Origin of the sequence: Subtercola boreus (genome assembly GCF_003399635.1) — a bacterium.
GTDB classification, from domain to species: domain Bacteria; phylum Actinomycetota; class Actinomycetes; order Actinomycetales; family Microbacteriaceae; genus Subtercola; species Subtercola boreus_B.
On sequence record NZ_NBXB01000020.1, the window covers coordinates 41,033 to 64,507 of the forward strand.

The 23,475-nt window shown below is 64.6% G+C and carries 20 protein-coding genes; 9 read left to right on the top strand and 11 right to left on the bottom strand.

Annotation, left to right across the window (positions count from 1 at the left end):
- Positions 1 to 5: 5 nt before the first annotated feature.
- The 7 genes from B7R22_RS06820 to B7R22_RS06850 form a co-directional block, all read right to left on the bottom strand.
- Entirely contained in the window at positions 6 to 1,490 is a 1,485-nt protein-coding gene (locus B7R22_RS06820) for a complex I subunit 4 family protein (RefSeq protein WP_116411026.1), read from the bottom strand.
- A 5-nt stretch (positions 1,491 to 1,495) separates the two neighbouring features.
- A complete protein-coding gene (locus tag B7R22_RS06825; RefSeq protein WP_116411027.1) occupies positions 1,496 to 3,421 on the bottom strand; it encodes an NADH-quinone oxidoreductase subunit 5 family protein in 1,926 nt (641 codons plus the stop codon).
- Positions 3,418 to 3,720: an NADH-quinone oxidoreductase subunit NuoK gene (locus tag B7R22_RS06830; RefSeq protein ID WP_116411028.1), complete on the bottom strand. Its 303-nt coding sequence runs from the start codon at positions 3,718 to 3,720 to the stop codon at positions 3,418 to 3,420. Before B7R22_RS06830 ends, B7R22_RS06825 begins: the two co-directional genes overlap by 4 nt.
- Positions 3,720 to 4,298 (bottom strand): NADH-quinone oxidoreductase subunit J, encoded by a 579-nt coding sequence (locus B7R22_RS06835; protein ID WP_116411029.1) that lies wholly within the window; start codon positions 4,296 to 4,298, stop codon positions 3,720 to 3,722. Before B7R22_RS06835 ends, B7R22_RS06830 begins: the two co-directional genes overlap by 1 nt.
- Positions 4,295 to 5,230, bottom strand: coding sequence for a complex I subunit 1 family protein (locus B7R22_RS06840; RefSeq protein WP_116411030.1), 936 nt, complete (start codon positions 5,228 to 5,230; stop codon positions 4,295 to 4,297). Before B7R22_RS06840 ends, B7R22_RS06835 begins: the two co-directional genes overlap by 4 nt.
- Entirely contained in the window at positions 5,223 to 6,308 is a 1,086-nt protein-coding gene (locus B7R22_RS06845) for a hypothetical protein (protein WP_116411031.1), read from the bottom strand. Before B7R22_RS06845 ends, B7R22_RS06840 begins: the two co-directional genes overlap by 8 nt.
- Before the next feature lie 77 nt (positions 6,309 to 6,385).
- Complete coding sequence (locus B7R22_RS06850; protein WP_116411032.1) at positions 6,386 to 6,736, bottom strand: NADH-quinone oxidoreductase subunit A; 351 nt, start codon at positions 6,734 to 6,736, stop codon at positions 6,386 to 6,388.
- Positions 6,737 to 7,067: 331 nt separating this feature from the next.
- Here B7R22_RS06850 and B7R22_RS06855 point away from each other — a divergent pair, with 331 nt between their 5' ends.
- The 5 genes from B7R22_RS06855 to B7R22_RS06875 all read left to right on the top strand — a co-directional run bounded on the left by B7R22_RS06855 (position 7,068) and on the right by B7R22_RS06875 (position 11,168).
- Positions 7,068 to 7,349, top strand: a complete 282-nt coding sequence (locus B7R22_RS06855) for a metal-sensitive transcriptional regulator (RefSeq protein WP_116411058.1) — start codon at positions 7,068 to 7,070, stop codon at positions 7,347 to 7,349.
- 32 nt (positions 7,350 to 7,381) lie between these two features.
- Positions 7,382 to 7,708 carry a heavy-metal-associated domain-containing protein gene (locus B7R22_RS06860; protein WP_253258926.1) on the top strand — a complete coding sequence of 109 codons (327 nt, stop codon included), beginning with the start codon at positions 7,382 to 7,384 and terminating at the stop codon, positions 7,706 to 7,708.
- A gap of 2 nt (positions 7,709 to 7,710) precedes the next feature.
- A complete protein-coding gene (locus tag B7R22_RS06865; protein ID WP_116411034.1) occupies positions 7,711 to 9,954 on the top strand; it encodes a heavy metal translocating P-type ATPase in 2,244 nt (747 codons plus the stop codon).
- Entirely contained in the window at positions 9,951 to 10,475 is a 525-nt protein-coding gene (locus B7R22_RS18775; RefSeq protein ID WP_116411035.1) for a DUF6153 family protein, read from the top strand. The genes B7R22_RS06865 and B7R22_RS18775 overlap by 4 nt, the downstream gene beginning before the upstream one ends.
- 72 nt (positions 10,476 to 10,547) lie before the next feature.
- Positions 10,548 to 11,168: a DUF305 domain-containing protein gene (locus tag B7R22_RS06875; protein WP_253258927.1), complete on the top strand. Its 621-nt coding sequence runs from the start codon at positions 10,548 to 10,550 to the stop codon at positions 11,166 to 11,168.
- 158 nt (positions 11,169 to 11,326) lie between these two features.
- On the opposite strand, the gene B7R22_RS06880 is transcribed toward B7R22_RS06875, so the two are convergent.
- The gene (locus tag B7R22_RS06880; RefSeq protein WP_116411037.1) at positions 11,327 to 12,637 is read right to left on the bottom strand and encodes a trehalase family glycosidase; all 1,311 of its coding nucleotides are present in this window, start codon (positions 12,635 to 12,637) and stop codon (positions 11,327 to 11,329) included.
- A gap of 123 nt (positions 12,638 to 12,760) precedes the next feature.
- Between B7R22_RS06880 and B7R22_RS06885 the strand changes: the two genes are divergently transcribed.
- From B7R22_RS06885 to B7R22_RS06900, 4 genes are all read left to right on the top strand, one after another.
- Entirely contained in the window at positions 12,761 to 14,086 is a 1,326-nt protein-coding gene (locus tag B7R22_RS06885) for an ABC transporter substrate-binding protein (RefSeq protein ID WP_116411038.1), read from the top strand.
- A 79-nt stretch (positions 14,087 to 14,165) separates the two neighbouring features.
- Positions 14,166 to 15,050 carry a carbohydrate ABC transporter permease gene (locus B7R22_RS06890; RefSeq protein ID WP_147305330.1) on the top strand — a complete coding sequence of 295 codons (885 nt, stop codon included), beginning with the start codon at positions 14,166 to 14,168 and terminating at the stop codon, positions 15,048 to 15,050.
- Positions 15,047 to 15,871, top strand: a complete 825-nt coding sequence (locus tag B7R22_RS06895; protein WP_116411040.1) for a carbohydrate ABC transporter permease — start codon at positions 15,047 to 15,049, stop codon at positions 15,869 to 15,871. The genes B7R22_RS06890 and B7R22_RS06895 overlap by 4 nt, the downstream gene beginning before the upstream one ends.
- Positions 15,872 to 15,877: 6 nt before the next feature.
- On the top strand, positions 15,878 to 18,574 hold the full coding sequence (locus B7R22_RS06900) for an alpha-L-rhamnosidase (protein WP_216363414.1): 2,697 nt from the start codon (positions 15,878 to 15,880) through the stop codon (positions 18,572 to 18,574).
- Here the strand turns inward: B7R22_RS06900 and B7R22_RS06905 are convergent.
- From B7R22_RS06905 to B7R22_RS06915, 3 genes are read right to left on the bottom strand one after another with little or no spacing between them, the layout of a single operon-like run.
- Positions 18,571 to 19,968 carry an MFS transporter gene (locus tag B7R22_RS06905; RefSeq protein WP_116411041.1) on the bottom strand — a complete coding sequence of 466 codons (1,398 nt, stop codon included), beginning with the start codon at positions 19,966 to 19,968 and terminating at the stop codon, positions 18,571 to 18,573. The genes B7R22_RS06900 and B7R22_RS06905 overlap by 4 nt on opposite strands.
- The gene (locus B7R22_RS06910; protein WP_172582249.1) at positions 19,965 to 21,704 is read right to left on the bottom strand and encodes a glycoside hydrolase family 43 protein; all 1,740 of its coding nucleotides are present in this window, start codon (positions 21,702 to 21,704) and stop codon (positions 19,965 to 19,967) included. Before B7R22_RS06910 ends, B7R22_RS06905 begins: the two co-directional genes overlap by 4 nt.
- Positions 21,697 to 23,469, bottom strand: a complete 1,773-nt coding sequence (locus B7R22_RS06915) for a glycoside hydrolase family 43 protein (protein WP_172582250.1) — start codon at positions 23,467 to 23,469, stop codon at positions 21,697 to 21,699. The genes B7R22_RS06910 and B7R22_RS06915 overlap by 8 nt, the downstream gene beginning before the upstream one ends.
- Positions 23,470 to 23,475 lie beyond the last annotated feature (6 nt).

Consider the following 23,475-nt stretch of genomic DNA (forward strand, 5'->3'; position numbering starts at 1 on the left):
CGAGGTCACGGGGTGAGGCTTTCGACGACGATGCGGGCCGCGGGCTGGATCAGCGCCAGCAGGGGGCCGGGGAACACGCCGACGATCACCGAGAGTCCCATCAGGATGGCCAGGGGAATGGTTTCGTGGCGGCGGAGGTCGGCGAAGCCGGGGGAGAGGTTCTCGGTGGGGCCGGTGAAGATGCGTTGGAACGCGCGGAGGAGCAGGACGGCGGTGATGAGGATGCCGGGGAGGGCGAACAGGGCCCACCAGGTGGTACCGATGCTGCCGGTGAAGATCTGGAATTCGGCGATGAACCCGCTGAACCCGGGGAGTCCAAGGGAAGCGAATGAGGCGACGGCGAAGAATCCGGCGAACCGGGGTGCTGGGCGGGCAAGTCCGCCGTATTGGCGGAGGTCGTAGCTGCCGGTGCGGTCGTAGAACACGCCGGCCAGCAGAAACAGGGCACCCGTGATAAGTCCGTGGGAGACCATCTGGGTGACCGCCCCGGTGACCGCGAGCTGTTGCGCCGCTGCGGTGTCGCTGCCGATGATCCCGGCGGCGCCGACGGCGAGGATCACGTAGCCCATGTGGTTGATGGAGGTGAACGCGATCATTCTTTTCACATCGGTCTGCGCCAAAGCGACGAGTGCGCCGTAGAGGACGGAGACGAGGCCGAGGACGACGATGACCCAGGCGTAGGAGCGCCACGCGTCGGGGAGCATCGGTATCGCGATACGGACGAACCCGTACGTTCCCATCTTCAACAGGACGCTGGCGAGGACCACGGAGCCGATCGTTGGGGCGTCGGTGTGCGCGGGAGGCAGCCAGGAGTGGAACGGGAATGTGGGCGTTTTGATGGCCAGGCCGACGACGATCGCGGCCAGGACGAGGCCGGCTACCAGGGGGGTGCCGGTGAAGGCACCCGCCTGAGACAGGGCGACCATGTCGAAGGTGTGCGGGGTGGCGCCGAGGTACAGGCCGATGAATCCCAGCAGTAGGGCGAGGGAGCCGAGGAAGGTGTAGAGGAAGAATTTCAGCGCCGACTGGCGGTGGTTGCCGTGTCCCCATCCGGCGATGATGAAGTACATCCCAACGATTGACAGGTCGAAGAAGACGAAGAACAGGATCAGGTCTTGGGCGGCGAACAACCCCAGGCAGGTGCTCTGCAGAAACAGGAACAGCGCCGCTTGTGGGCGCGGCCGGTCGATGGCCCGAACAGACCAGAGGGCGCAGACCAGGAAGATGATGCTGGTGAGCAGGATCAGCGGGACGGAGATCCCGTCGACGCCGACGTGATAGCTGGAGCCGATGCCCGGCATCCATTCCCACCGCTGCTCGCCCCGAAGCGTGCGCCCGGTTTCTGGTTCGACGGTCAGCACAAGTGTGAGGAGCAGGTCCGCTCCGGCGGTTCCCACCCACACCCAGCGAATTATCGCGGCCGGTAGGCGGCGGGATGTCGCGAGGACGATTCCGATCACGACGGGAAGGAAGATGACAACACTGAGCACGGCGGTTACCTCACAACAATCAGCAGAAGAACAGCGGCCACGGTGACGACTGCGGCGGCGGCGTAGTAGTCGGAGATCTTCCCGGTCTGGAGACGTCTGGCGAGTGTCCCTAATCCGAGCACCCCCGATGCCGCATGGTGAATGGCCCGGTCCAGGCGCTGATCGACTGTCTGCAGGGCGCCAGCGGTGCGGGTGAGTGCTCCTACGGTCCTGCCCACCCCCGCATCGAGGCTGTCATCGATTGTTTGCAGGGCGCCTGCGGTGCGGGTGAGTGCTCCGGCGGTCTTGTCCACTCCGGCGTCGAGGAGCTGATCGAACCGGGAGAGCGTGTCGGCCAGTCGGAGCGTTGGTGTTCCGATGACGGCAACGGCGGCGCGTTCGAGACCGAACCAGGTCAACGCCCCGGGGATGTGTGGGATCCCGCGCCAGTAGCTGAGCGCGGCGGTCACTACCGCGAGGGCCGCTGAGACCAGGAGCTCCGGGATGGTGCTTTCCGGTTCGCCGGTAGCGCCCAGAAGGGCCCGGAACGGTCCCGACAGGCCGGGGATCGCGGCCGCGCCGAGCACAACTGTTCCGGCACTGAGGACGAGTATCGGTGCGAGGGCGCCTGCAGGAACGGTCCGGGTTCCTTTTTCTTCGGCATCCCACAGTCGGTTTTCGAAGCGCGCCCGTTCCCTCGGGTCGGGTTTTGCCCAGACGACGGCGATCATTTTCGCCGAGTACGCAGCCGATAACACTGCCCCGAGAAGGCCCGCCGCATAAAGGGCCGGGCTGGTCGCCAATGCTCCGGCTAGGACGTCGTCTTTGGTCCACCACAACGCGAACGGGGGCAGCCCGGCAAGTGACAGTGCGCCGGCGAGGAAGAGGAGCCCAAGGAGGGGCCATCGTCGGGCGACGCCTCGGAGGGCGCTGAGTTGTTTGGTGCCGGCGGCGGCCAACCAGGCCCCCGCCGCCAGGAAGAGGAGCGCCTTCGTGGCGGCGTGTCCGATGAGTTGCGCGGTGCCGCCGGCGGTCGAGCCGACTCCGGCCGCGAGAACGACGAACCCCAGTTGCGCTGCAGTGGACGCGGCGAGGAGCTGTTTGAGGTCTTTCTGCGCCAACGCGATCAATCCGAGAACGATCGTGGTCACAGCTCCGACCCATGCAGCAGTCGGTGCCGCCCACCCCGACGCGTGAAGGACAGGCTCGAGCCGGAGGAGCAGGTAGGCACCCATCGCGACCATCGCCGCTGAATGCAGCAGTGCACTGACGGGGCTGGGGCCGTCCATGGCCCGGGACAGCCAGAAACTGAATGGTAGTTGCGCTGCTTTGCCAAGTCCCGCGACGAGAACACCGGCGGCGATCACATGAACCCAGGGGGCAGGGGCGTGCGAGAGGTCTGTGAGGTTCCAGGAGACGCCCGATGCGATGGCGGCTCCGGCGGCGGCGTACAGGCCAAGGTCCGCGGTGCGGGTGACGGTGAAGGCGACGAACCCGGACGGTATGGTGCGGGGCTGCTGCCAATGGAACCCGATCAGGGCGTAGGAGGTGGCGCCCATGATCTCCCATCCGGCAAGGAGTGACGGTAACGACGTCGAGGACACGGTGACGACGACCGCGGCGGCGAAGAGGAGCATCAGGCCGTGGAACCGGGCTGCCGGTTTCGTTTTTTCCGCCACAGCGAACATGAGCACCAAAAGGGTGACCGCGGTGACCGTGGGGAGAAGGACCGCCGTCAGCCCGTCCACGTGAAGCGTCGCTCCTGTCGAAGAGATGAACCCGGCAGTGAGGGTGGGCCGGGTGGTGAACGCGGTGATCGCGGCGCCCAGGATGATCGTGGCGATCCCGAGTGAGACCCACGGTGCGGCCCGGTCCGCTCTCCGGCCAATGACCAGGAGGATCCCGCCGCCTGCTGCGGGAAGGAACGCCAGGGTGACGAGGAGGACGCTCATCCGTGCAAGTCCGTCGCACTATCGGTCATGTCGGATTTCCGTGACCGGTGTACGACAGTCGCGACAGCGAATCCCATCGCCATTTCCACCGTCATTGCCGCCAGCACCACAAGGAGAACGGTTTGTCCGTCTGGAGTAGGGGATAAAAACCACCACAGGGCGCCGCCTGCGAGGAGGACTCCGTTGATCATCAGTTCGATGCCCATCATGACCATCACGACCACCTGTTGGGACAACGCCCCGTACAGTCCGACAGCGAACAGGGCTGCGGCGACGAGGAGAACAAGGTGCAGTGTCATCAGCCGAGGCCTCCTGGGATGGGGTCATCGGGGTCGGGATGCCCGTCAACATCTCTGCGGTCGAGGGCGTCGCCGTAGCGGTCGTATCGCCCTTTCGGGTTCGCGAGAACGAGGGCGGCGATGATTGTGGCGAACAGGACCGGGCTGATGGTCAACATGACAAGCATTTTCGATCCCATGATCGCGTCGCCCAGGGACTTCGTCAGATCGTCTGCTGGAGATCCAGTCCGGTTGGGCCACGGGATGAACACGATCGCTGCGGCCAGAACGACGAAGACGAGGACGGCGAGGATTACGGAGCGGCGTTTGTTGTGGGTCATGTCCATCGGCATCAGGGCCGGGTTCATGCCCATGAACATGACCATGAACACGGCCATGACGGCCATCTCCATCAGCATCATCAGGATCGTGATCACCCCGATGTAGTCCAGGTGAAGCATCACGATCATCGCGCCGACCGCGACGAACGACACCGCGAGAGCGTACGTGGCGCGCGCCATCGAGTTGACCACGAACACGGCGATACCCCCAGCGACAGCCAGGGCGGTGAGGACCCAGAACAGGATGGCGGTGATCACAGGGCGCCGCCGTTCACGCCGACGATGACCGCGACCACCGCGAGCTGAAGCAACGTCAAGGGAACCACGATCACCCACGCGATCTCCGCCAACCGGTCCGGCCGGACCGTTGGAAACAACCGCCGTACAGTGAGTAGCCCGGCTAGGACGAGGCAGGTCTTCAGCACAACCCAGACCCCCGCCGGGAGGATCGGTCCGGCTCCTCCGCCGAAGAACAGCGGGACGGAGAATCCCGCTCCGGCGACCAGAACGGCGTAGCGGCCCCCGGTGACGAGGAGCCGGTCGATGCCGCTGAGTTCCAGGAGGACGCCACCGGTGATGTCGGCGCCGAGGGCAGTTTGGAACGGACCCCACGAGGCGAATGCGACCACTGATGCGGCGAAAACGAGGAACGCGACAGGCATCCACACCACGAACCAGACGTGCGTCTGGGCTGTTTGGACGGTGAGCAACCTCAGGCTCCCGGCGCCGATCGCGGGCGCGGTAAGGGCAAACATGAGCGGGATCTCGTACGCGAGCGCTTGGCTCAGGAACCGGTACCCGCCGATAAGTGACCAGCTGCTGTTGGCGCCCCAGCCGAGCAGCCACCACAACGCCCACAGCAGCACGTCCATGGCGTTGAACCACACCACCCCGACGGGAAGATCGGCGAACGTGAACCCGCCGAGGGGAATGACGAGAACTTTCAGGACCGCTGCGATCCCGATCCCGGCGGAGGAGATCCGCCACAGCAGCGAGTCAGCGCCGGGCAGGGTCCGCCGTTGCTGGCGTAACAGCCGCGCCGTCTCCTGGAACGGGACCGCGAACCCTGTTCGGAGCTGTGCGCCGTTTGTTCGGGCGTCGAGGACGCCGTTGGCCGAAGCGGTCACCGCGGAGAGGACGGCAACGACGACCGGGACGAGAACGACCAACACGAAGGCCCCGTCACTCATGGGCGCCGCCCGGGATCACGTAGGTGCTCTGGGTCCCCAGCGCGGCGACGATCAGGCGGGTTGCGGCGATCTCCTGTCCGAGGACCGCCAGACGGATGTCCGCCGGCGTCGGTGCGGGCACGGAACCCGAACGATGCCCCCAAGGCGCGGCGGCTGGGTTTGAAAGAATGGCCAGCGCGGTGTCGAGCCATTCCAGCAGGCGGTCCAGGACTGTGGTCCCTCCGACGGTGGTGATGTTCTTCAGAGACCAGCGAAGGGTGCGGGAACGCCGCACCTGGGCTGTCACCCGGCGAAGGCGGGATGTCGCATGCGTGTTGGCGCTTTTGAGGAGGGAATTCCGGAGGCCGGCGAGTTCGTGGGCGGCGGGTTCCCACCCGGCCACAGTGAGCAGTCGGGCTGCGTCGTCCAGCAGCACGGCGCATTCCGGTAACTGTTCGCTGTGTCCGGTGCCGAGGAGGCGTTCTGCCCGGGCATCGGCGATGACATCACCGTGCAGGGTGCAGTGCAGGACGAGATCCGCGGGCCACCCCGGCAGCAGGGGACCAAGCGACAGGTGCGTGACATCCATCTCGAGCCCATCCCGGTCCTCGCCGCCCCCGGCGAGGGGAATCCCGGCAGGACCGGACATATCCATGTCCATTCCCATGTCCATGCCCATTCCCATGTCGCCATCGGAGCTCATATCCATTGCCATGTCGGTGTCGGCCATGGAGGAAGACTCACTCGGCGACGTGTCACTGCCGGCTCCAGCGTCATCGGACGTCTCGGTGTGCCCGGTCGGCGTATCGGCGGGAAGTGGGCCGCGGTTGTCATCCAGGCGGAGGCGCCTGGTCCGGGCATCGGCGTGTTGGAGGGTTTCGTCTTGCAGGGCGACACGGATCGTGTGGAAAGCTTCGTCAAGGGACTGCTCGGTGTCTACACGTACCCGGTAGCGGGGAGACGGGATCTGCTCCCAGACCGCGTCAATCAACTCCTGAAGATCCGGGCCGGGTGATCCGCAGATCAGGAGAACATCGGCATCTGCCGGGCCTGTCGCTTCCACCCACCCGAAAGAAGCGATGGCCGCCTGGGCGTTCATCCGCAACAGTCTCCGCCCGGGCGTTTCAACGAGGAACACGTGCACTCGTGTGGTTGCCAGTTGGGCAATGATGCGGGCTACACCCACCGGAGAGCTCCCTCTCGCCAAGCCCAGATGACACCGGCGATGAGGACGGCGAGGAAAACGAACATCTCGACGATCGCCTCTGCCCCTTTTTCAGCGACGATCACCGCCCATGGGTACATGAAAAGCATCTCGACATCGAACGCCAAAAACAGCAGCGTCAACGGGTACCAGCGGGCGTGGAAACGAGAAAGTGCATGTTCTTCAGGCTGCCAGCCGGACTGGAACGGCAGGACCTCCAAGACCTCTTCACCGACCATGACAGCTCGGCCGAACAGGTACAAGCCTCCGATCCCGGCAGCACAGGCTCCAAGGACGATGAACACGCTCAGGTAGGGCGACATGGTGCCTCCTTGGTCGGGACTTCGCATGACGGGCCAGCACTCATTCCGGCACACTCTATCCGCCCCACTAGTTATATACCCTAGGGGGGTACCTGACAAGCGGGATGGCCAGCTGCGCAAAATTCAGGCCCTGGCGCAGTCAGCGGAAAGGTCGACGACGAAAAGTACCGCATCGACATCATGAGGCACAACGGTGTGTGGCCGCTTTCGCGTAGTGGTTTCTGACCAGCCAGCTCAGCTCCGTTGTCAGAGATCGGGTGGCCTTGACTTGCCTTCCATTTCATGGCTTACTTGAAATACCCCTAGGGGGTATGAATGGTGAGGTGTGGTGGTGGTCGGTTACGCGTCTAATAAGGATGCTCTTCTGAAGCGGTTGAGTCGTGCGGAGGGGCAGGTGCGTGGTATTGCCCGGATGGTGGAGGAGGATACGTACTGCATCGATATTCTGACGCAGGTGTCGGCGGCGACGAAGGCGCTCGAGACTGTTGCGTTGTCGCTTCTGGATGATCACCTCAAGCACTGTGTTGCTGAGGCAAGTGCTGAGGGTGGGCCTGTGGCGGAGGAGAAGCTTCGTGAAGCGTCCGCCGCGATCGCCCGTCTTGTCCGTTCCTAGTGATCGCACGTTTGTCGAGAAAGTAGAAGCTGATGTCTGAGTCGAATTTGAATGCCGATCTGGGTCTGACCGACAACAATGGTGGGTGCTCCTGTGGTCATATGGAGCACAATGCCGCACCGGATACTGCGGGTGCGGACGTGGTCCGGGCGCACTATCTGGTTTCGGGGATGACGTGCTCTCACTGTGTTGCCAGTGTGACGGAAGAGCTCAGCGCCGTTCCCGGGGTGGACAGCGTCAGTGTTGCCCTGAACGTGGGTGGAGTATCGACGGTGATGGTTGTGAGCTCCGCCCCGGTTCCGGTTGGTGAGGTTCGTGCCGCGATTGCCGAGGCCGGCTATGAAATGGTCGCAGGCTAGGTATGACCATGACAGATGTGAACCTCGATATCGGGGGTATGACGTGTGCCTCCTGTGCGACGCGGATTGAGCGGAAACTCAATCGCATCGAAGGTGTCACCGCGTCAGTCAATTACGCGACCGAGAAAGCGCGGGTGCAAACGGCCGGCGTCGAGACTGCTGATCTGATTGCAGCAGTCGAGGCCGCCGGGTACACCGCCGCGCTACCTGCCCCGGTTCCCGTGACGGCCCCGGCGGATGGTGAGCCGGTGGATGCCGAGTTGTTGGGTCTTCGGCGGCGGCTGCTTGTCTCTGCGGCGTTGGCTGTGCCGGTCGTGGTGCTGTCGATGGTCCCGGTTCTTCAGTTCACGAACTGGCAGTGGTTTGCTCTGATGCTTGCGGCCCCGGTTGTGGTGTGGGGGGCGTGGCCCTTCCATCGTGCTGCGGTGGTGAACGCCCGGCACGGTGCCGCGACGATGGACACGCTCATCAGTGTCGGCGTGATTGCAGCGTTCGGGTGGTCCTTGTACGCACTGTTCTTCGGTCACGCCGGGGAACCTGGGATGCGGATGAGTTTCCAGGTGACGGGTACGGCCGGGAACGGAACGTCTGAGCTGTATCTGGAGGTCGCATCTGCGGTCACCGTTTTCATCCTCGCCGGTCGGTACATCGAGGCGCGCACGAAGAAACAGTCGGGTGCTGCGTTGAAGGCGCTTCTTGCGTTGGGCGCGAAGGATGCCACACGCGAACGCGCGGGCGTCGAGGAGCTCGTGCCCGTGGGTTCGCTGCTTCCGGGGGACAGGATCGTTGTCCGGCCGGGGGAGAAGATCGCAGCCGACGGGCTGATCGTCGAGGGCAACTCCGCCGTGGACGCGAGCATGCTGACAGGCGAGTCGGTCCCTGTCGAGGTCCATTCGGGCGATCGGGTCGTGGGCGCGACGATCAATGTCGGCGGGCGGCTTTTGGTCGAGGTGACCCGGGTCGGCGCGGACACGGAACTTGCCCGAATGGGCCGGTTGGTGGAAGAGGCGCAGAGCGGCAAAGCCCAGGCGCAGCGCCTCGCCGACCGGGTCTCTGCCGTGTTCGTTCCTGTCGTCATCGCCCTCGCACTCATCGCATTCGCTGGCTGGCTTCTCATCGGCGGGTCGGTGGAGACCGCGTTCGCTGCCGGGGTGGCGACGCTGATCATCGCGTGCCCGTGCGCTCTGGGTCTTGCGACCCCGACTGCGTTGCTGGTCGGCACCGGGCGCGGATCCCAGTTGGGCATCCTCATCCGCGGCCCCCAGGTTCTCGAGCAGACCCGCACGGTCGACACCATCGTGCTCGACAAGACAGGTACCATCACCACCGGGAAAATGACGGTCGCTACTGTCGAGGTGGCCGCCGGGACCTCCCCGGACGAGCTCGTCCGGTATGCGGCTGCCGCAGAGGAAGGCTCCGAGCATCCCATCGGACGCGCGATCGTCGCGCACAGCACGTCGCACCCGTCTGATCGGGCGAGCGTGGAAGCGTTCAAGGGGCATCCCGGGCACGGTGTGCAAGCCATCGTCGATGGCCGCCTCGTCGTCGTCGGCCAGCCGGCCTGGCTCTCCGACTCATGGTCGATCCCGACACCTCCCGAGCTTCTTTCGGTGATCGGGGCGTCCGAGTCTGCTGGCGTGACTGTCATGGCGGTCGGCTGGGACGGGGTGTTCCGCGGGATCATCAGCGTCGGGGACACCGTCAAATCCTCCAGCGCCGACGCTGTCGCAGAGTTTGTGGCACTCGGGCTTCGCCCGGTTCTTCTGACCGGGGACAACGCGGGGGCCGCTCACGCTGTCGCCGTGCAGGTCGGAATCAGTGAGGTCCACGCCAGCACCACCCCGACAGGCAAGCTCGCTCTGATCAGGTCGCTGCAGGAGGCGGGCAGGGTCGTTGCGATGGTCGGTGACGGCGTCAACGATGCTGCCGCGTTGGCTGCTGCTGACCTGGGGATCGCCATGGGTACCGGGACCGACAGTGCGATCGCGGCCAGCGACATCACCATCGTCAGCGGCAACCTGACCGGCGTCGCCGACGCCATCCGCCTGTCCAGGCGCACCCTCGGCACGATCAAGGCGAACCTTTTCTGGGCGTTCGCGTACAACGTCGCAGCGATCCCGATCGCGATGCTCGGTCTCCTGAACCCGTTGTTCGCAGGCGCCGCGATGGCATTCTCGTCGGTGTTCGTCGTCACGAACAGTCTCCGGCTGAGGAGCTTCCGGCCGGCCACCCGGGAACACCGATGACCCCGGCCGCGCGGACCCAGCCGAACACCACACTGGTGAGCCTCGGACGGACCCGCGCCCGAGTGTTGGGGGCGAGCACCCTCGGGCGGACGGTGCTCCTCCTGGCTGTGGTTGGCGCGGTCGTTCTTGGGCTCCTCGCGATGCATACCCTGCAAACCGGGATGGGTAACCACAGCGCCCCCATGCACTCGGCCAGTGCGATGAGTGACACTGTGCACCCGGGCGGTGACATGGTCCACACCACCGACCTGGCGACAGATGCCGACATGGTGGGCGCTTCACATGAGCACGCCACCTCCTCGGAGTGTTCAGGGAGGTGTGACCCGGAGCACACGATGGCCGGCATGATCTGCGTGCTCGCGCTTCTGCTCGCCGGCCTTCTCCTCGCCGCGTTCAGGCCTACGAGCACCTACACCACGGCGCCCGTGAAGCCTGCCCTGCAGCAGCTCGCCGACGTCGAAGCCTCCAGGCCAGGACCTGCCCCACCAGATCTTCACGTTCTCTCCATTTCGAGAACCTGATTGCGTCCGCCCGCACCACGGGTACTTCGCGCACTCAATTTCTCACTTTTTAATGAAATGGATACCAAACAGATGTCAAAGCTTCGAACAACCCTCACCATCACCGCCGCCCTCGCCGCCGCGGTGACGCTCGCCGCCTGCTCGTCTTCCTCCGGGTCGATGAGCGGCATGGACCACGGAAACACCATGATGAGTTCTGCGCCCACCATGACGGCCGGCACCAACAACACCGCCGACGTCACCTTCGTAACCGGCATGATCCCGCACCACACCCAAGCAGTCACCATGGTCGACTCGCTCCTGAAGAAGGACGGCATCGACCCGAAGGTGATCGCCCTGGCGGAACAGATCACATCCGAGCAGGAACCCGAGATCACCACGATGACCGGCTGGCTCACCGCGTGGGGCGTCCCCACCAGCACCGACACCGGAATGTCAGGCATGGATATGGGAACCGGCACCGGAATGATGTCTGAGGAGGACATGTCAGCGCTGGATGCTGCGACTGGGTCTGCGGCATCGAAACTGTTCCTGACCCAAATGATCCAGCACCATGAAGGCGCCATCGGGATGGCCAACACGGAAGCAAGCTCCGGGCAGGACCCTGACGCTCTGGCGCTGGCGAAGAACATCGTCACCAGCCAGACAGCCGAGATCCAGACCATGACCGACCTTCTCGGCACCATCCAGTAACACCACCGTCGGGTGAGCCAGCCGTGACGCGGCCGGCTCACCCGACCTTCCCACTGTTCACGCCGACGGAAAATGGGGCCACTTCGGGTCTGTCAAGATCACCGGCTCATGAAAGAACTGCGCCTGGTGGCTCGTACCGGGTGACCTCGACACCGCAGTTACGGTAGCCGCACCGCGGCGAGCGTCTCGTCGATGGTCTTGTCTTCGAAGACGCGGCGGCCGAGAAGCACCACGGTCGCGGAAGTCCAGCCGTGCAATGTGATGGTGCCGTAGCGCGAGTTCGGCAGCATGAACGACCCGTCGACCACATTGTACTTCTCATACAGCTGACCGGTCGAGGCGTAGTTGCGCTCGATGGTCGACACTATGCGCGATGCGATCTCGCGCGACTCGTCGGCGAAACCGTACCGGTCAAGGCCCCAGCAGGCCATGATGTGCAGCGGTGGCCATCCGGCGGGGTAGGTCCACTGCAGGTCTTCGTAGGGCAATGCGAAGAGCGTGGGGTCGGGCCGCGAGGCCTGAGTGGTTGCAAGGCCGTGTGGTTCGAGAAGCTGCGGAAGAGCATCCGCCATCCTGGCCGCCTGCGAGGAGGTTGCAACGCCCGCCCAGAGGGCCCAATACGAAGTGGCGCCCACTATCGAGACGTGCCGACCGGTCACGAAGTTGTAGTCAAGGTATTGACCGCGCTCTTCGCTCCAGCAGTACTGCTGAATGAGCGCTGCACGCGAGGCCGCCTGTTCGACAAACGACTCGCGGATGCCCGGCGAGAGCCCAAGGCGCCTGGCCATCGCCGCGAGCGTTTCGGCGTACACGACCAAGGCGCAGTTCGTGAGCACAGGAGTGGTCTGGGTGATGTCGCCGTCGAACTGGGTCGTCCAGTCGAGCCCGGTCTCCGCCTCGGCAGACAGACGGGGGTCGAGCGTCGGGTCGCCGAGGTCGCGGTTCGTCACCAGACCGGTGGGCGTCGCGTGGTGCGGCGCGAGCCAGTATTCGGTGTACTCCTGCACCAGCAGTGGGTAAGCACGGGCGAGTAACTCGTCGTCACCGGTCAGCTGCACGTAGCGCCAGATACTGTCGGGAAAGAGCGGAATCTGCGAGCGAGTGGCGAGCGCGACCTCGTTGCCATTCGGCATGTATCCGAAACGTTTCACCATGAAGAGGTAGTTCTCGATGGCGTTGCGAACAAGATCATGGCGGCCATGCACGAGCAGTGCCAGATTGCTGAAGTACGCGTCCCAATTGAACATGGTGGTATACCAGTCGGGTGAGCTCGGGGCTGCTCCTGCCACATATGGAAAGGGCATCGCGATCGATTCGACAGCGGCGCGGCGCGGGTCGTCGGCAGTGACCACGTCGGTCGACCACCAAGCCCGAATGACGTCGTCCAGGGCGTCGAACGAGGCCCTGACTTGATCTGTAGGATTCGATATGACACGTTTCATCATTGACACCTCACCGTTGCAGTGCATATATTGGTTCCAGATGAAACGTATCAAATAATTGTCTGATCCGCGAGAGGCTCGACATGCCTTGGTGCACGTTCATCGATCACCCTCCCGCAATACCCCACACCAAGAGAAGGACGTGACGAAGTGGTCACCAAGAAAGGCGCAGTCGCACGCATTGCCGCGACAGCACTCGTCGTCGGGCTCACCGGCGCAACGCTCTCTGCCTGCAGCTCACCGAGCGGCGGAAGCGACAACTCCGCAGACCCGACAAGCGGCAGCTTGTCGATCGGCATGAACCAGGGGCTCATTCCCCAGTTTCAGACCTATGTCGATGACTACAACAAGACGAACCCTGGCGTGAAGATCACGCTTTCACCCGTTCCTGACAATCAGTCGGACTACATTCAGCAGCTCGTCACCCAGGGCCTCAGTAATACTGTGCCCGACATCGTGTTCAACTACGACACTCTCAACACGACCCTGCAGTCGAACGGTCTGCTTTATGACTTGAAGCCCTGGCTCGACGCCGGCAAAGACGGTCTCTCGGGCAGCAGCTACGTGCCGGCCTTCTTGAACCAGTACAACTCCGACGACGGCAGCCAGATCACCGGCATCCCGGTCAGCGCAGACTCGACGATGCTGTTCTACAACAAGTCGCTCTTCGCGAAGGCCGGCATCACCGATTTGCCCACCTCGTCGTGGACGATGGATGACCTCTACCGAGTCTCGAAGGAGATCACGGCGGCATCCGGCGGCTCGTACTGGGGCATTCGTACCCCGATGGGCGCCGGCGACGCCATCTTCGTGGACTACCCGGCTCTGAAGGCCGGCGGTAGCAGTATCTACAACCCCGACACGAAGAAGTTCGAGTTCGCCGACGCCAAGGGCATCGCGGTGTGGAAGACCCTTCTCGCTCCCTACACCGAAAAATGGGGCTCGCCCTACCCCGATGCTGCGCAAGACGTGAACTACTTCTCTGGCGGACAGGCGGCGATGTCGCTCGACACTCGCCCGGCGATCGCCAAAGATCGCACCACGCTGACCGACGATTGGGATGTCGCGAACCTGCCCACTCTCGATGGCAATCCGACCGTGGGTGGCGGCTCGTACGCCCTCTCGATCAGTGCGAAGTCGAACAACAAAGAGCTGGCGTGGGCGTTCATGGCCTGGTTCTACTCTGCTGACGGCGGCATGGCGGCAGCTGCGCCGAACGGCGTCATTCCGGCAACCACCGAGGGTCTCACCAACGGCACGTGGCTGAAAGACACCAACCCGATTCCCGCCAACCTGATTCCGGCGACGCAGTACGCGGTGACGAACGCAGCACTGCCGCCCGCGATTCCGCAGGCCGCAGCAACTCAGCTGGCTCCCACCCTGAAGCAAGCCGCGCAAGAGGTTGTGCTGGGCGGCAAGAGTGTCGAAGAAGCCTACGGCGCAGCGCAAGACACGCTGAACGCGCTGCTGCAGTAGTTCTCGCCACGTCACCGATAGATCACAGGAGGTAGAGGGGAATGTCGGCCGATGCCGGTTGGCATTCCCCTCGCTCGTCATGAAAACCCGTACCCGCTATTCGAAGCTGGATGCCCTCACGGCCTGGTCGTTTCTGACCCCCGCGCTGGTGCTCTTCATTCTCTTCATTGTGATTCCGACGGTCGCCGGAATCGTGCTGAGCTTTTTCAGCTGGAACTTCTTCAACGAACCGAAGTTCGTCGGCCTGAACAACTTCGCAAAGTTGTTCGACGATCCGTCCGCCTGGAGCTCGCTCGGCGTCACGATGGAATTCATTGTTCTCGGGGTCGTTCCCACCACGATCATCGGCTTCATGCTGGCCGTGCTGATCAGCGCGAACATGCCCGCGGTCGGCGTCATCCGCGTTCTCTACTTCATACCGGTCGTTCTGTCGGTTGCGGTGTCTGGCGTGTTGTGGGTCTTTCTCTACGACCCCCGCCAAGGCCCCATCGCCGCCGCGTTCAGAGCCTTCGGCATTCAGATACCGAACCTGTTGCAGACTCAATCGACAGCCGTGCCGGCCCTTGTGGTGATGATGGTGTGGCTCGCGTTGCCCATCGTCATCATCTTGTATTTGGCCGCCTTGCAACGCGTGCCAGACGACATCTACGCCGCCGCCGCCCTCGACGGCGCCGGCGCCTGGCGCACCCTCTGGTCGATGACCTGGCCGAACGTGTTGCCCACCACACTCATCGTGGCAGTGCTGCAGGTCATCAACTTCGCGTCGAGTTCACTCGACGTGTCACTCATCATGACGAACGGCGGGCCATTGAACGCGAGTCGTTCGCTCGGCCTCTACTCGTATCAAGAGGCCTTCACCCATCAAGACGTCGGGTACGCCAGTGTTCTTTCTGTTCTGCAACTCGTGGTCATCGTCGCCATCGTCGTTGTCGGCCGCGTCGTCACCTCGAGGAGCAGCAAATGAAACCCGGAAAGATTCGTCTCGGGCGCTACACCACGATCGTCATCTTCGGTCTGATCATCGCGCTGCCCCTGCTGTACCTGCTCTCCGGCTCGTTGATGAGCTACAAAGACATTGTTCAGTACCCGCCCCGCTTGCTGCCTTCCAGCCCGCAGTGGGACAACTTCGTGCAGGCCTTCAACTACCTCACCCCGCAGACGATCGGCAATTCGTTCGTGTTCGTGGGTGGCGTTCTGCTGATTCAGCTGGCAATCTGCCTGCCGGCGGGATTCGCGCTCTCGAAAATTCCGTTCCGGTGGACCACGATCATCTTCGCTCTGTTCCTGATTCCGCTGTTCATGCCCACGAACCTGATTCTGATTCCCACTTACATCGTCACGTTCAAGCTCGGGTTGATCGGCACGTTCTTCGGCATGATTCTGCCGGTGGCCGGCCAGGCATCCATCGGCGTACTGCTCTTTCGGCAATTCTTTGCCAGTCTGCCCGACGGGCTCATCGAGGCGGCCCGAATCGATGGCGCCAACTGGTGGCAGGTGTTCACCCAGATTGCACTGCCGTTGGCCCGGCCGATCATCGCGGCATATTCGGTCATCACCTTCTTGACGGCGTGGAATCTCTACATCTGGCCGCTGTTGTCGGGCCCTGGCACGGCGACCCGGGTTCTGACGGTGGCTCTCGCTCCGCTGGCGGGCGGAAAGTTCTCGTCTATCTCGCCATCGATCAGTTTCGCCGCGGCCGTCATCAGCATGCTGCCGGTGCTCATCGTGTTCATCGTGTTCCAGAAATGGTTCACCAAGGGCGTCGCCGGCTCGGGACTCGAGTAGCCGACCGTGAAAACTTCACTCCAGCGCTCTAGCGCGGAGGGTGACCCGCTCTACCGGGCAACGGTAGACGGCGCCCTTCGCTTCGAGCAACTTCAGCCAACCCTGCAGACTCCGTTCGGCGACCCGGTGACGGTTGTCGGAACGGCGCGTCCGCGGTTGTCATGGCGCTACGCTTCGGCTCAGCCCGGGTGGGAGCAACGTGGGATCGAGGTGCAACTCACTCGTGCCGATGGGTCGATCACGAGCATCCATCTCGCCGGCGAGGATCAGGCTCTGGTGGCCTGGCCCTTCGACGCGTTGAACTCGCGAGCGCGGGTGGCGGTGCGGATACGCGCCTGCGCTGATACCGCGACGGCCCCCGAATCGGAATGGAGCACGCCGGCCTACGTCGAGGCTGCTCTGCTCGAAGCAGGCGACTGGAACGCCCAGTGGATCACCCCCTCCGCCGGCGCGGAAAGTACCGACCCCGCACCCGTGCTCGGTACGAGAATCGACGTCGGCGAAGGACTGGTGGATGCCCGGCTGCGCATCACCGCCCTGGGAATCGTCGTGGCGCGAATCAACGGCGCCCTCGTCAGCACTGACCATTTCGCTCCCGGCTGGTCTTCGTACGACCACCGCCTGCGGTATCAGAGCTACGACGTGACGGCACTGCTGCACGCCGGCGAGAACGACTTCCAAGCGCTGCTCGGCAACGGCTGGTACCGCGGGCGCATCGCTTCGTTCAGCCTGCACCGCGGGCATCCCTACGGCGAGCGGTTGGCCTTACTGGCACAGCTCGAACTGACCTTCGCCGACGGCAGTCGCCAGATCATCGGCAGCGATAGCAGCTGGAGAGCCGGCAGCTCGGGTGTGCTGGTCAACGACTTCTACGACGGCCAGACCACTGACCTGCGGGTGCCGCTCTGCCGGCGGCCCACCGGGGCAGTCGAAACGCTGCCGCCCCTCGACGTCGACTTGGTCGCGCCGGTTGCGCCCCCGGTCCGCGAGACGCAGCGTGTCGCCGCCGTGTCGACGACCCGAACCGCTGACGGCCGACTTCTGATCGACTTCGGTCAGAACGTGGTGGGCTGGGTACGGATGCGCGTGCGCGGTGAGGCCGGCCAACGCATTGTGGTTCGGCACGCGGAGGTGCTCGAGAAAGACGAGCTCTCGCTCCGGCCACTGCGCTCGGCGAAGGTGACCGACACATACATTCTGTCGGGTGCTGATGGCACGGGCGACGGGGATCGCGCTGGCGAACTCCTTGAGCCGAACCTGGTCTTCCACGGCTTCCGCTACGTCGACATCACGGGACTCGGCGCCGACTCGCAGAACGACGGCGTACAGAGCGACGACCCGCAAACGACGCGTTCCGCCCTGCTCAGCATCGAAGCCGTCGTTCTCGGCAGCGCCCTCGAGCGCACCGGGTGGTTCGCGAGCTCGAACCCCGACCTCAACCAACTCCACCAGAACGTGGTGTGGGGCATGCGTGGCAACTTTCTCGACGTGCCAACCGATTGCCCGCAGCGCGATGAACGGCTCGGCTGGACGGGCGACATCCAGGTCTTCGCGCCGACTGCCACCGACCTGTTCGACGTCTCCGGCTTCTTGAGTTCGTGGCTGGCCGATCTGGCCGCCGATCAGCTGCCCGACGGCACCGTCTCGGCCGTCGTGCCGCGAGTCTTTCTCGAAGAGAAGCCACTGGCCGGCTGGGGCGACGCATCGATCATCGTTCCGTGGGCACTCTACGAGGCGTACGGCGATCGAGGTGTTCTCGAACGCCAGTATTCGAGCATGACCCGCTGGCATGCGCGAGTCACCACGGCGGCTTCTGCCGACCATCTCTGGGTTGGCGGAGATCAGCTGGGCGACTGGCTCGATCCGCTGGCGCCACCGGATGCTCCAGCCGAAGCCCAGGCGGATCCCGATGTTGTGGCGACCGCGTACTACGCAAGATCGACCGACCTCCTGGCGCGAGCGGCGGCAGTGCTCGGCCGGCACGCTGAAGCCGAACAGTACGCGAGCCTGGCCATGAGCATCCGCGCCGCCTTCAATCGGGAATTCGTCTCGCCCCACGGAATCGTGCGAAGCGACTGCCAGACCGTTTATGCGCTCGCCATCCGGTGGAAGCTCATCGCCGACCCGAACGTTCTCGCCCTCGCCGGCCGACGCATGCGCGAGCTGGTCGACGAGCGCAATTACACTGTCGCAACGGGGTTCTTGGGAACCCCTGCGATTCTCGATGCGCTGACTGACGCCGGGCAGCTCGACGCTGCCTACGCCATGGTTCAGGGGCACGAGCATCCGTCGTGGCTGTATTCGGTCGATCTGGGGGCCACTACCATCTGGGAGCGTTGGGACAGCATTCTGCCCGACGGCTCGGTGAATCCGGGCGAGATGACCTCGTTCAATCACTACGCGTTCGGGGCAGTGGCCGACTGGATGCACCGGGTGATCGGCGGACTCACCGCCACGTCACCCGGCTACCGTGAGGTGACCATCGCTCCGCGCGTCGGGGGCGATCTCACCTCGGCGAGCGTCTCTCACCTGTCGCCGTACGGGCTGATCGCGGCCGACTGGACACTCAACGGGGGCGTCTTCGGGCTCGCGGTCACGGTTCCCGTGGGAGTGCGGGCGCTCGTGGTGCTGCCCTCTGGCGAGAGCCACTACGTTCTGCACGGCGAGCACGTGTTCACGACCGAAGTTGAACTTCGCGCCTAGTGAATCGCGTGCCCGAGCGGAATCCGACGGGCGAAGTACGACGCCGATGCGGTAATGACCGCGCCGAGTCCCAGAGCGATGGCCATCTGTCCGGCCAGAGCCGCTGGGTTCACGTCGGCCAGGCTCGTCTCGCCGCCACCGATCGCCGCCGCCGCGATTCCCGTGATCAGCGCGAGGCCCACAGACGAGCCCACCTGGCCCGAGGTGGTGATGAGTCCGCCGGCCAGGCCTGCGCGATGCGGCGGCAACGAACGAGTGGATGCAGCGGTCAACACCACGACGGCCGTGCTCGCCCCCACCGCCTCGAGCACGATGAGCGGAACCATCACGTAGAACGGAGGCTGGAAGAGCGCGACGATCGCCAGGAGTGCCAGCGCGCTGCCCGCCAGCAGCGGCGCCGCGATGCGAACGTTCGTTTCACCGAGCCGCGAAATGACGCGTGGTACGAGTTTGCTCGTGACGGCCCCCGCCACCGCAGAAGGCAACAACCACAATGCGGTCTGCACCGGCGTGAGACCGGTGACGACCTGTGCGTAGAGCGAGGTGTAGAAGCCCATCACCGAAAGTCCAGCGATCAACATCAGGGCGGCCCCGTTCGTGATTCCCACCCGCTTCGTGAACACGATGTTGAGGGGCAGAATGGGATGCTTGCTACGCCGTTCCACCAGAACGAAGACTCCGAGCGACAGCAGTGCGACCACCGCGCCCGTCAGCCGAATCTGAATTTCGACCGAACTCGTCACCGCGAGGGTGACGCAGCTGATTCCCACCAGAAAGAGAAACGAACCTGGAATGTCGAAGTGCGCGCGGCGCAGACGTTCTTCGCTCACATGCCGTCGACGACCGATATTGCGGGTCATCAGGAGAAGCGCCGGGGCGATCGCCACGTTGATCAGCAGGGTCCAGCGCCAGTCGAGCACCTGGGTCAGGGTGCCGCCCACCAGTGCTCCGACCGTGCCGCCGACCGTGGCGGTCACCGACCAGGTGGCGATGGCACGCTCGCGGTCGGGGCCGGGTGAGGTCGAGTCGGTGAGCAGAGCGAGGCCGGCCGGCGAAAGCAGTGCGGCACCGAAGCCTTGCATTACCCGAAAGAACATCAGCCAGCCGAACGTCGGTGACAGCCCGGCGCCGAGGCTGGCGAGGGCGAACAGCCCCAACCCGAACCGCAGACACGGCACCGCACCGAACAGATCGGCGATGCGACCGCCCAGCAGCAGACTCCCTGCGACGGCCAGCGCATAGGCGTTCGCCACCCACGGCAGACTTGCTACGGGCACGTTCAGGTCGGCCGAGAGGGAGGGCAGCGCGATGCTCAGCACTGCGCCGTCGAGCACCACGATCAGCTGCGTGACCGAGGCGACGGCGACAGCGCGGCCGGAATGGGGCACCGTCATCGAATGCCGCTGCTGCCTGCACTGACGAACGACGCGAACGAGTATGAGGTAGAGGTGACCGCGCTGAAACGGGCCGCGCCACCGGCCTCAGCGCCGCTGACAGCGAGCAGGGCGAAACGAACCCCCACGAAGGTCTCGGCGGTTTCAGCCGACAGCAGGCGGGCGATACCGCTCCCCAGGTCCGTCCAGTCGCCCGGAGCACCTTCAGCGTCGTGGCTGCATAGCGAAAACGCGTAGTTCGTGGCCGAGGCGGTGATCCGCAGCGTGATCGATCCGGTCGGAGCGATATCGACGACGGTTTCGCTCGACAGGTCGTCGACCACGCGGGCGAAGCGCGCCTGTCGTGAACCGTCTGCGGAAGCCGAGATGAGCAGCGAAAAGTAGTGATTCTCGTCCGCGTAGGCCGCGACGCCGGCTGCGGCCCGCGCATCCGGAGCCTCGAAAAGAGTGGCTTCGAAGACCGCAGCATCTTCGCGCTGCGGAAGAAAGACGGCGCCGAGTGCCGACGTAGCACCGTCACCCGCGAGGTCGACCCCGAACGGCAGGCTCACGCTGTTGATCGTCTGCGAACGAAAGGCCGCCACCGGAGCTCCCGTACCGGCGGGAGCTACTTCGGGCCCACGTGCGGCGGTGCCATCGACCACAGTCTCATCAACGCCCGTCTGTTCGCTGAAGCCGTCGGCCGTGAGCCCAATCGGCATGACGCCGACGGTGTTCCAGCCAGCGCGCCAGAACGCGTGCGCAGCCCGAGAGATACCGCCGCCCGAGTTCGATTCTCTTGCTGTTCTCGCCGCGGCGCTGGGCAGGGCGCGGCCCGGCCTCACCACGAGTTCGGTGGTTCCAGCGTTGCCGATCACCGGCCATCCATCGACCCATTCGACCGGCAGCAGAAACGTTTCTCTGCCGAGATTATGATGCGACACGAAACCGCCGTGTGCGAGATGCCGGGTGCCGAGCGCGACGGCCCACCACGATCCATCGGGGGCGTCGACGAGCTCGGCGTGGCCGAGGGACTGAATCGGATGCCCGACCCGATTGCGATGCGTCAGGACAGGGTTGTGCGGTGCCGACTCGAACGGCCCCCATGGCGAACGGCTTCGGGCGCACGACTGCAGGTGCCCTTTCCAGCTGCCACCCTCCGCGCTGAAGAGGTAGTACCACTCGCCGATGCGGTAGAGGTGCGGACCCTCGATGTCGTTGGTGACGAATCCGCCATAGTCGGGCGTCAGTTCGCGTAGCTCGCCGAGCGCGCCCGTCGTAATGTCGATCTCGGCCTGAACGACGGGGCCCAGCTTGCCGTCGGCACGAGGCGCCAGCGTGCGGCGGGTGTAGTACCAGACGCCATCGTCGTAGAGCAGCGAAGGGTCGAAGGCGTCGGTGTCGATCCAGACGGCGTCAGACCATTCACCCGCCGGATTGGTGGTACTGATGAGGAAATTGCCCTGGTCATCGGCGACGTTCGTGCAGATGAGGTAGAACGTGCCTTCGGCGTAACGCAGCGTGGGGGCAAAAAGCATGAGTCCTCCCGGCTGGCCGTCGCGGCGGTACTGGCTCGGCCGAGTGATGGCGCCGCCGATGATGCGCCAGTTCGCGAGGTCTGTGGAATGCCGAAGGGTCACTCCGGGTAAGAAGTTGAAGGTCGAGGTGGCGAGGTAGAAGTCGTTGCCAACGCGGATCAGCGACGGGTCGGGCGCGGTGCCTTTGACAACGGGGTTCTCGTACGCGGTTTCAGACACGGGTTTCCTTCTGTACTTTGAGAGGTGAATGGGTGGAATCGTCGCCCGAGCGCCAGCCGCTGAAATGCGCCGCGGACGAAATGGATGCTCGCTCCCCGTTCGTGCGAGATATTCCGTTTTCGGCATACATACCGATGACGGTGCCGGTGAACCCGGCGGCGACCTCGGTGGAAAGGTAGCGGCTGTCGAGGGAGGCGAGGGTGCGCCACTCGCCACGTGCGGATTCGCGGAAGGCGAATTCGTACAAGCCGCTTCCCTCGAGCGGGTTGGTGCTGCGATTCGGCACCGCGCGAATCCTGAGCTGTACCGAGGGTGCGGCAGTGGGTGCGCTGCCCACCTGCTGCGAGAGGTCACCGATCCGCGCGATCACCTCGACGTAGCGGGTGCCGCCGCGCGCGACGAGTAAGATGTGGTAATGGTGACGCTCATCGCGCCGCGCAGCGAGTCCGGCTGCGGCCGGCGCAATGAGATCCGCCGTCACAGCGCGGCCGGCCTCGGCTTCCACAGCCGATCCGCCGAGCTCAAGCGCGAGGCCACCAAGCCGCACCTCGACCTGGGCGAAGAACCCGTGGGTGCTCTGCCGCCGCCCTACGAAGGCCGGCGTTTCGGGGTCGTCGAGCGTCGATGCCGTTGGGGTCAGCACGAGCTCGCCGTCGCCGACCCGCGCGAAGGGGGGTTCGGCGGTACGGATGAAGAGCCATCCGGGGTCGAGGGTGTCTGCTACGAAGTCGTCGGCGAACGCGGCCGAGACCGGGTTGCCCGAGAAGCCCGTCGTGAGCGGCACACGTTTGTCAGTGCCGAAGACGGGCCACTGGTCATCCGGCTCGCCTTGCCACGAGACCGGCACCAGAAACGTCTCGCGCCCGAGCAGCTGGTAGCCGTGGCCGCCAAGAGGCCTGCTGCCGAGAACGACGGCCCACCATTCGCCCGCAGAGGTCTCGACGAGATCGGCGTGACCCACCGCCTGAATGGGTGACGACAGGCCGCGATGGGTGAGCACGGGATTGCCGGGATGCGCTTCGTACGGGCCTTCGAGCGCGGCGGAGCGGGCGACAGTCACCGCATGGCCGGCACTCGTGCCTCCCTCGGCGATCACCAGATACCAGAAGTCACCGACGCGGTAGAGGTGCGGACCTTCGGGGGCGTTGCCGCCGGTGCCGACCCAGAGTTCGATCTCGTCGCTCAACGCCGTACCGGTGCTGAGGTCGACGAAGAAGCCGCGGATGCTGGTTCCTGTTGAATAGTGGAAGAAGGCTCGGTCGCCGGCGGCGGAACCATGACTCGACACGAACACCAGCGACGGGTCCCAGCCAGATCCCGCGATCCACACCGGGTCGCTCCACGGCCCCGCGGCATCCTCCGCCGTCATCAGGAAGTGGCCCGAGCCCACCAGAGTGCTCGTGAGGTAGAACGTGCCGTCGTGGTGGCGCAACGCTGGCGCGAACAGCCCGAGTGAGGAAGGGGCGGTGGTCAGGTCGAGCTGACTGTCGCGGGTGACCACGTTGCCGAGCTGGCGCCAGCTCACCAGGTCGGTGCTGGTGTAGATGGGCAGGCCAGGTAGGTATTCGTTGGTGCTGGTGACGAGAAAGTAGTCGTCACCGACCCGGCAGATCGAGGGATCGGCATGCATACCCGCGAGAACCGGATTCGGCACGTCGGCGACGCGAGGGCGCGTACCTGCGTCGTCTGCGCGAGCGGCTTCGGTTGCGGTCGCGGTTACGGCGACGGTGGCGACCCCGGCTCGCGACGGGCCAACGCTCGCCACAGCGCG

Excerpts from the sequence above, each read along its gene's own strand:
- B7R22_RS06825 (WP_116411027.1), bottom strand. The coding sequence starts at position 3,421 with ATGAGCGTCCTCCTCGTCACCCTGGCGTTCCTTCCCGCAGCAGGCGGC.
- B7R22_RS06830 (WP_116411028.1), bottom strand. The coding sequence starts at position 3,720 with ATGACACTGCACCTTGTTCTCCTCGTCGCCGCAGCCCTGTTCGCTGTC.
- B7R22_RS06840 (WP_116411030.1), bottom strand. The coding sequence starts at position 5,230 with ATGAGTGACGGGGCCTTCGTGTTGGTCGTTCTCGTCCCGGTCGTCGTT.
- B7R22_RS06845 (WP_116411031.1), bottom strand. The coding sequence starts at position 6,308 with ATGAACGCCCAGGCGGCCATCGCTTCTTTCGGGTGGGTGGAAGCGACA.
- B7R22_RS06850 (WP_116411032.1), bottom strand. The coding sequence starts at position 6,736 with ATGTCGCCCTACCTGAGCGTGTTCATCGTCCTTGGAGCCTGTGCTGCC.
- B7R22_RS06860 (WP_253258926.1), top strand. The coding sequence starts at position 7,382 with ATGTCTGAGTCGAATTTGAATGCCGATCTGGGTCTGACCGACAACAAT.
- B7R22_RS06865 (WP_116411034.1), top strand. The coding sequence starts at position 7,711 with ATGACCATGACAGATGTGAACCTCGATATCGGGGGTATGACGTGTGCC.
- B7R22_RS18775 (WP_116411035.1), top strand. The coding sequence starts at position 9,951 with ATGACCCCGGCCGCGCGGACCCAGCCGAACACCACACTGGTGAGCCTC.
- B7R22_RS06875 (WP_253258927.1), top strand. The coding sequence starts at position 10,548 with ATGTCAAAGCTTCGAACAACCCTCACCATCACCGCCGCCCTCGCCGCC.
- B7R22_RS06880 (WP_116411037.1), bottom strand. The coding sequence starts at position 12,637 with ATGCACTGCAACGGTGAGGTGTCAATGATGAAACGTGTCATATCGAAT.
- B7R22_RS06890 (WP_147305330.1), top strand. The coding sequence starts at position 14,166 with ATGAAAACCCGTACCCGCTATTCGAAGCTGGATGCCCTCACGGCCTGG.
- B7R22_RS06895 (WP_116411040.1), top strand. The coding sequence starts at position 15,047 with ATGAAACCCGGAAAGATTCGTCTCGGGCGCTACACCACGATCGTCATC.
- B7R22_RS06905 (WP_116411041.1), bottom strand. The coding sequence starts at position 19,968 with ATGACGGTGCCCCATTCCGGCCGCGCTGTCGCCGTCGCCTCGGTCACG.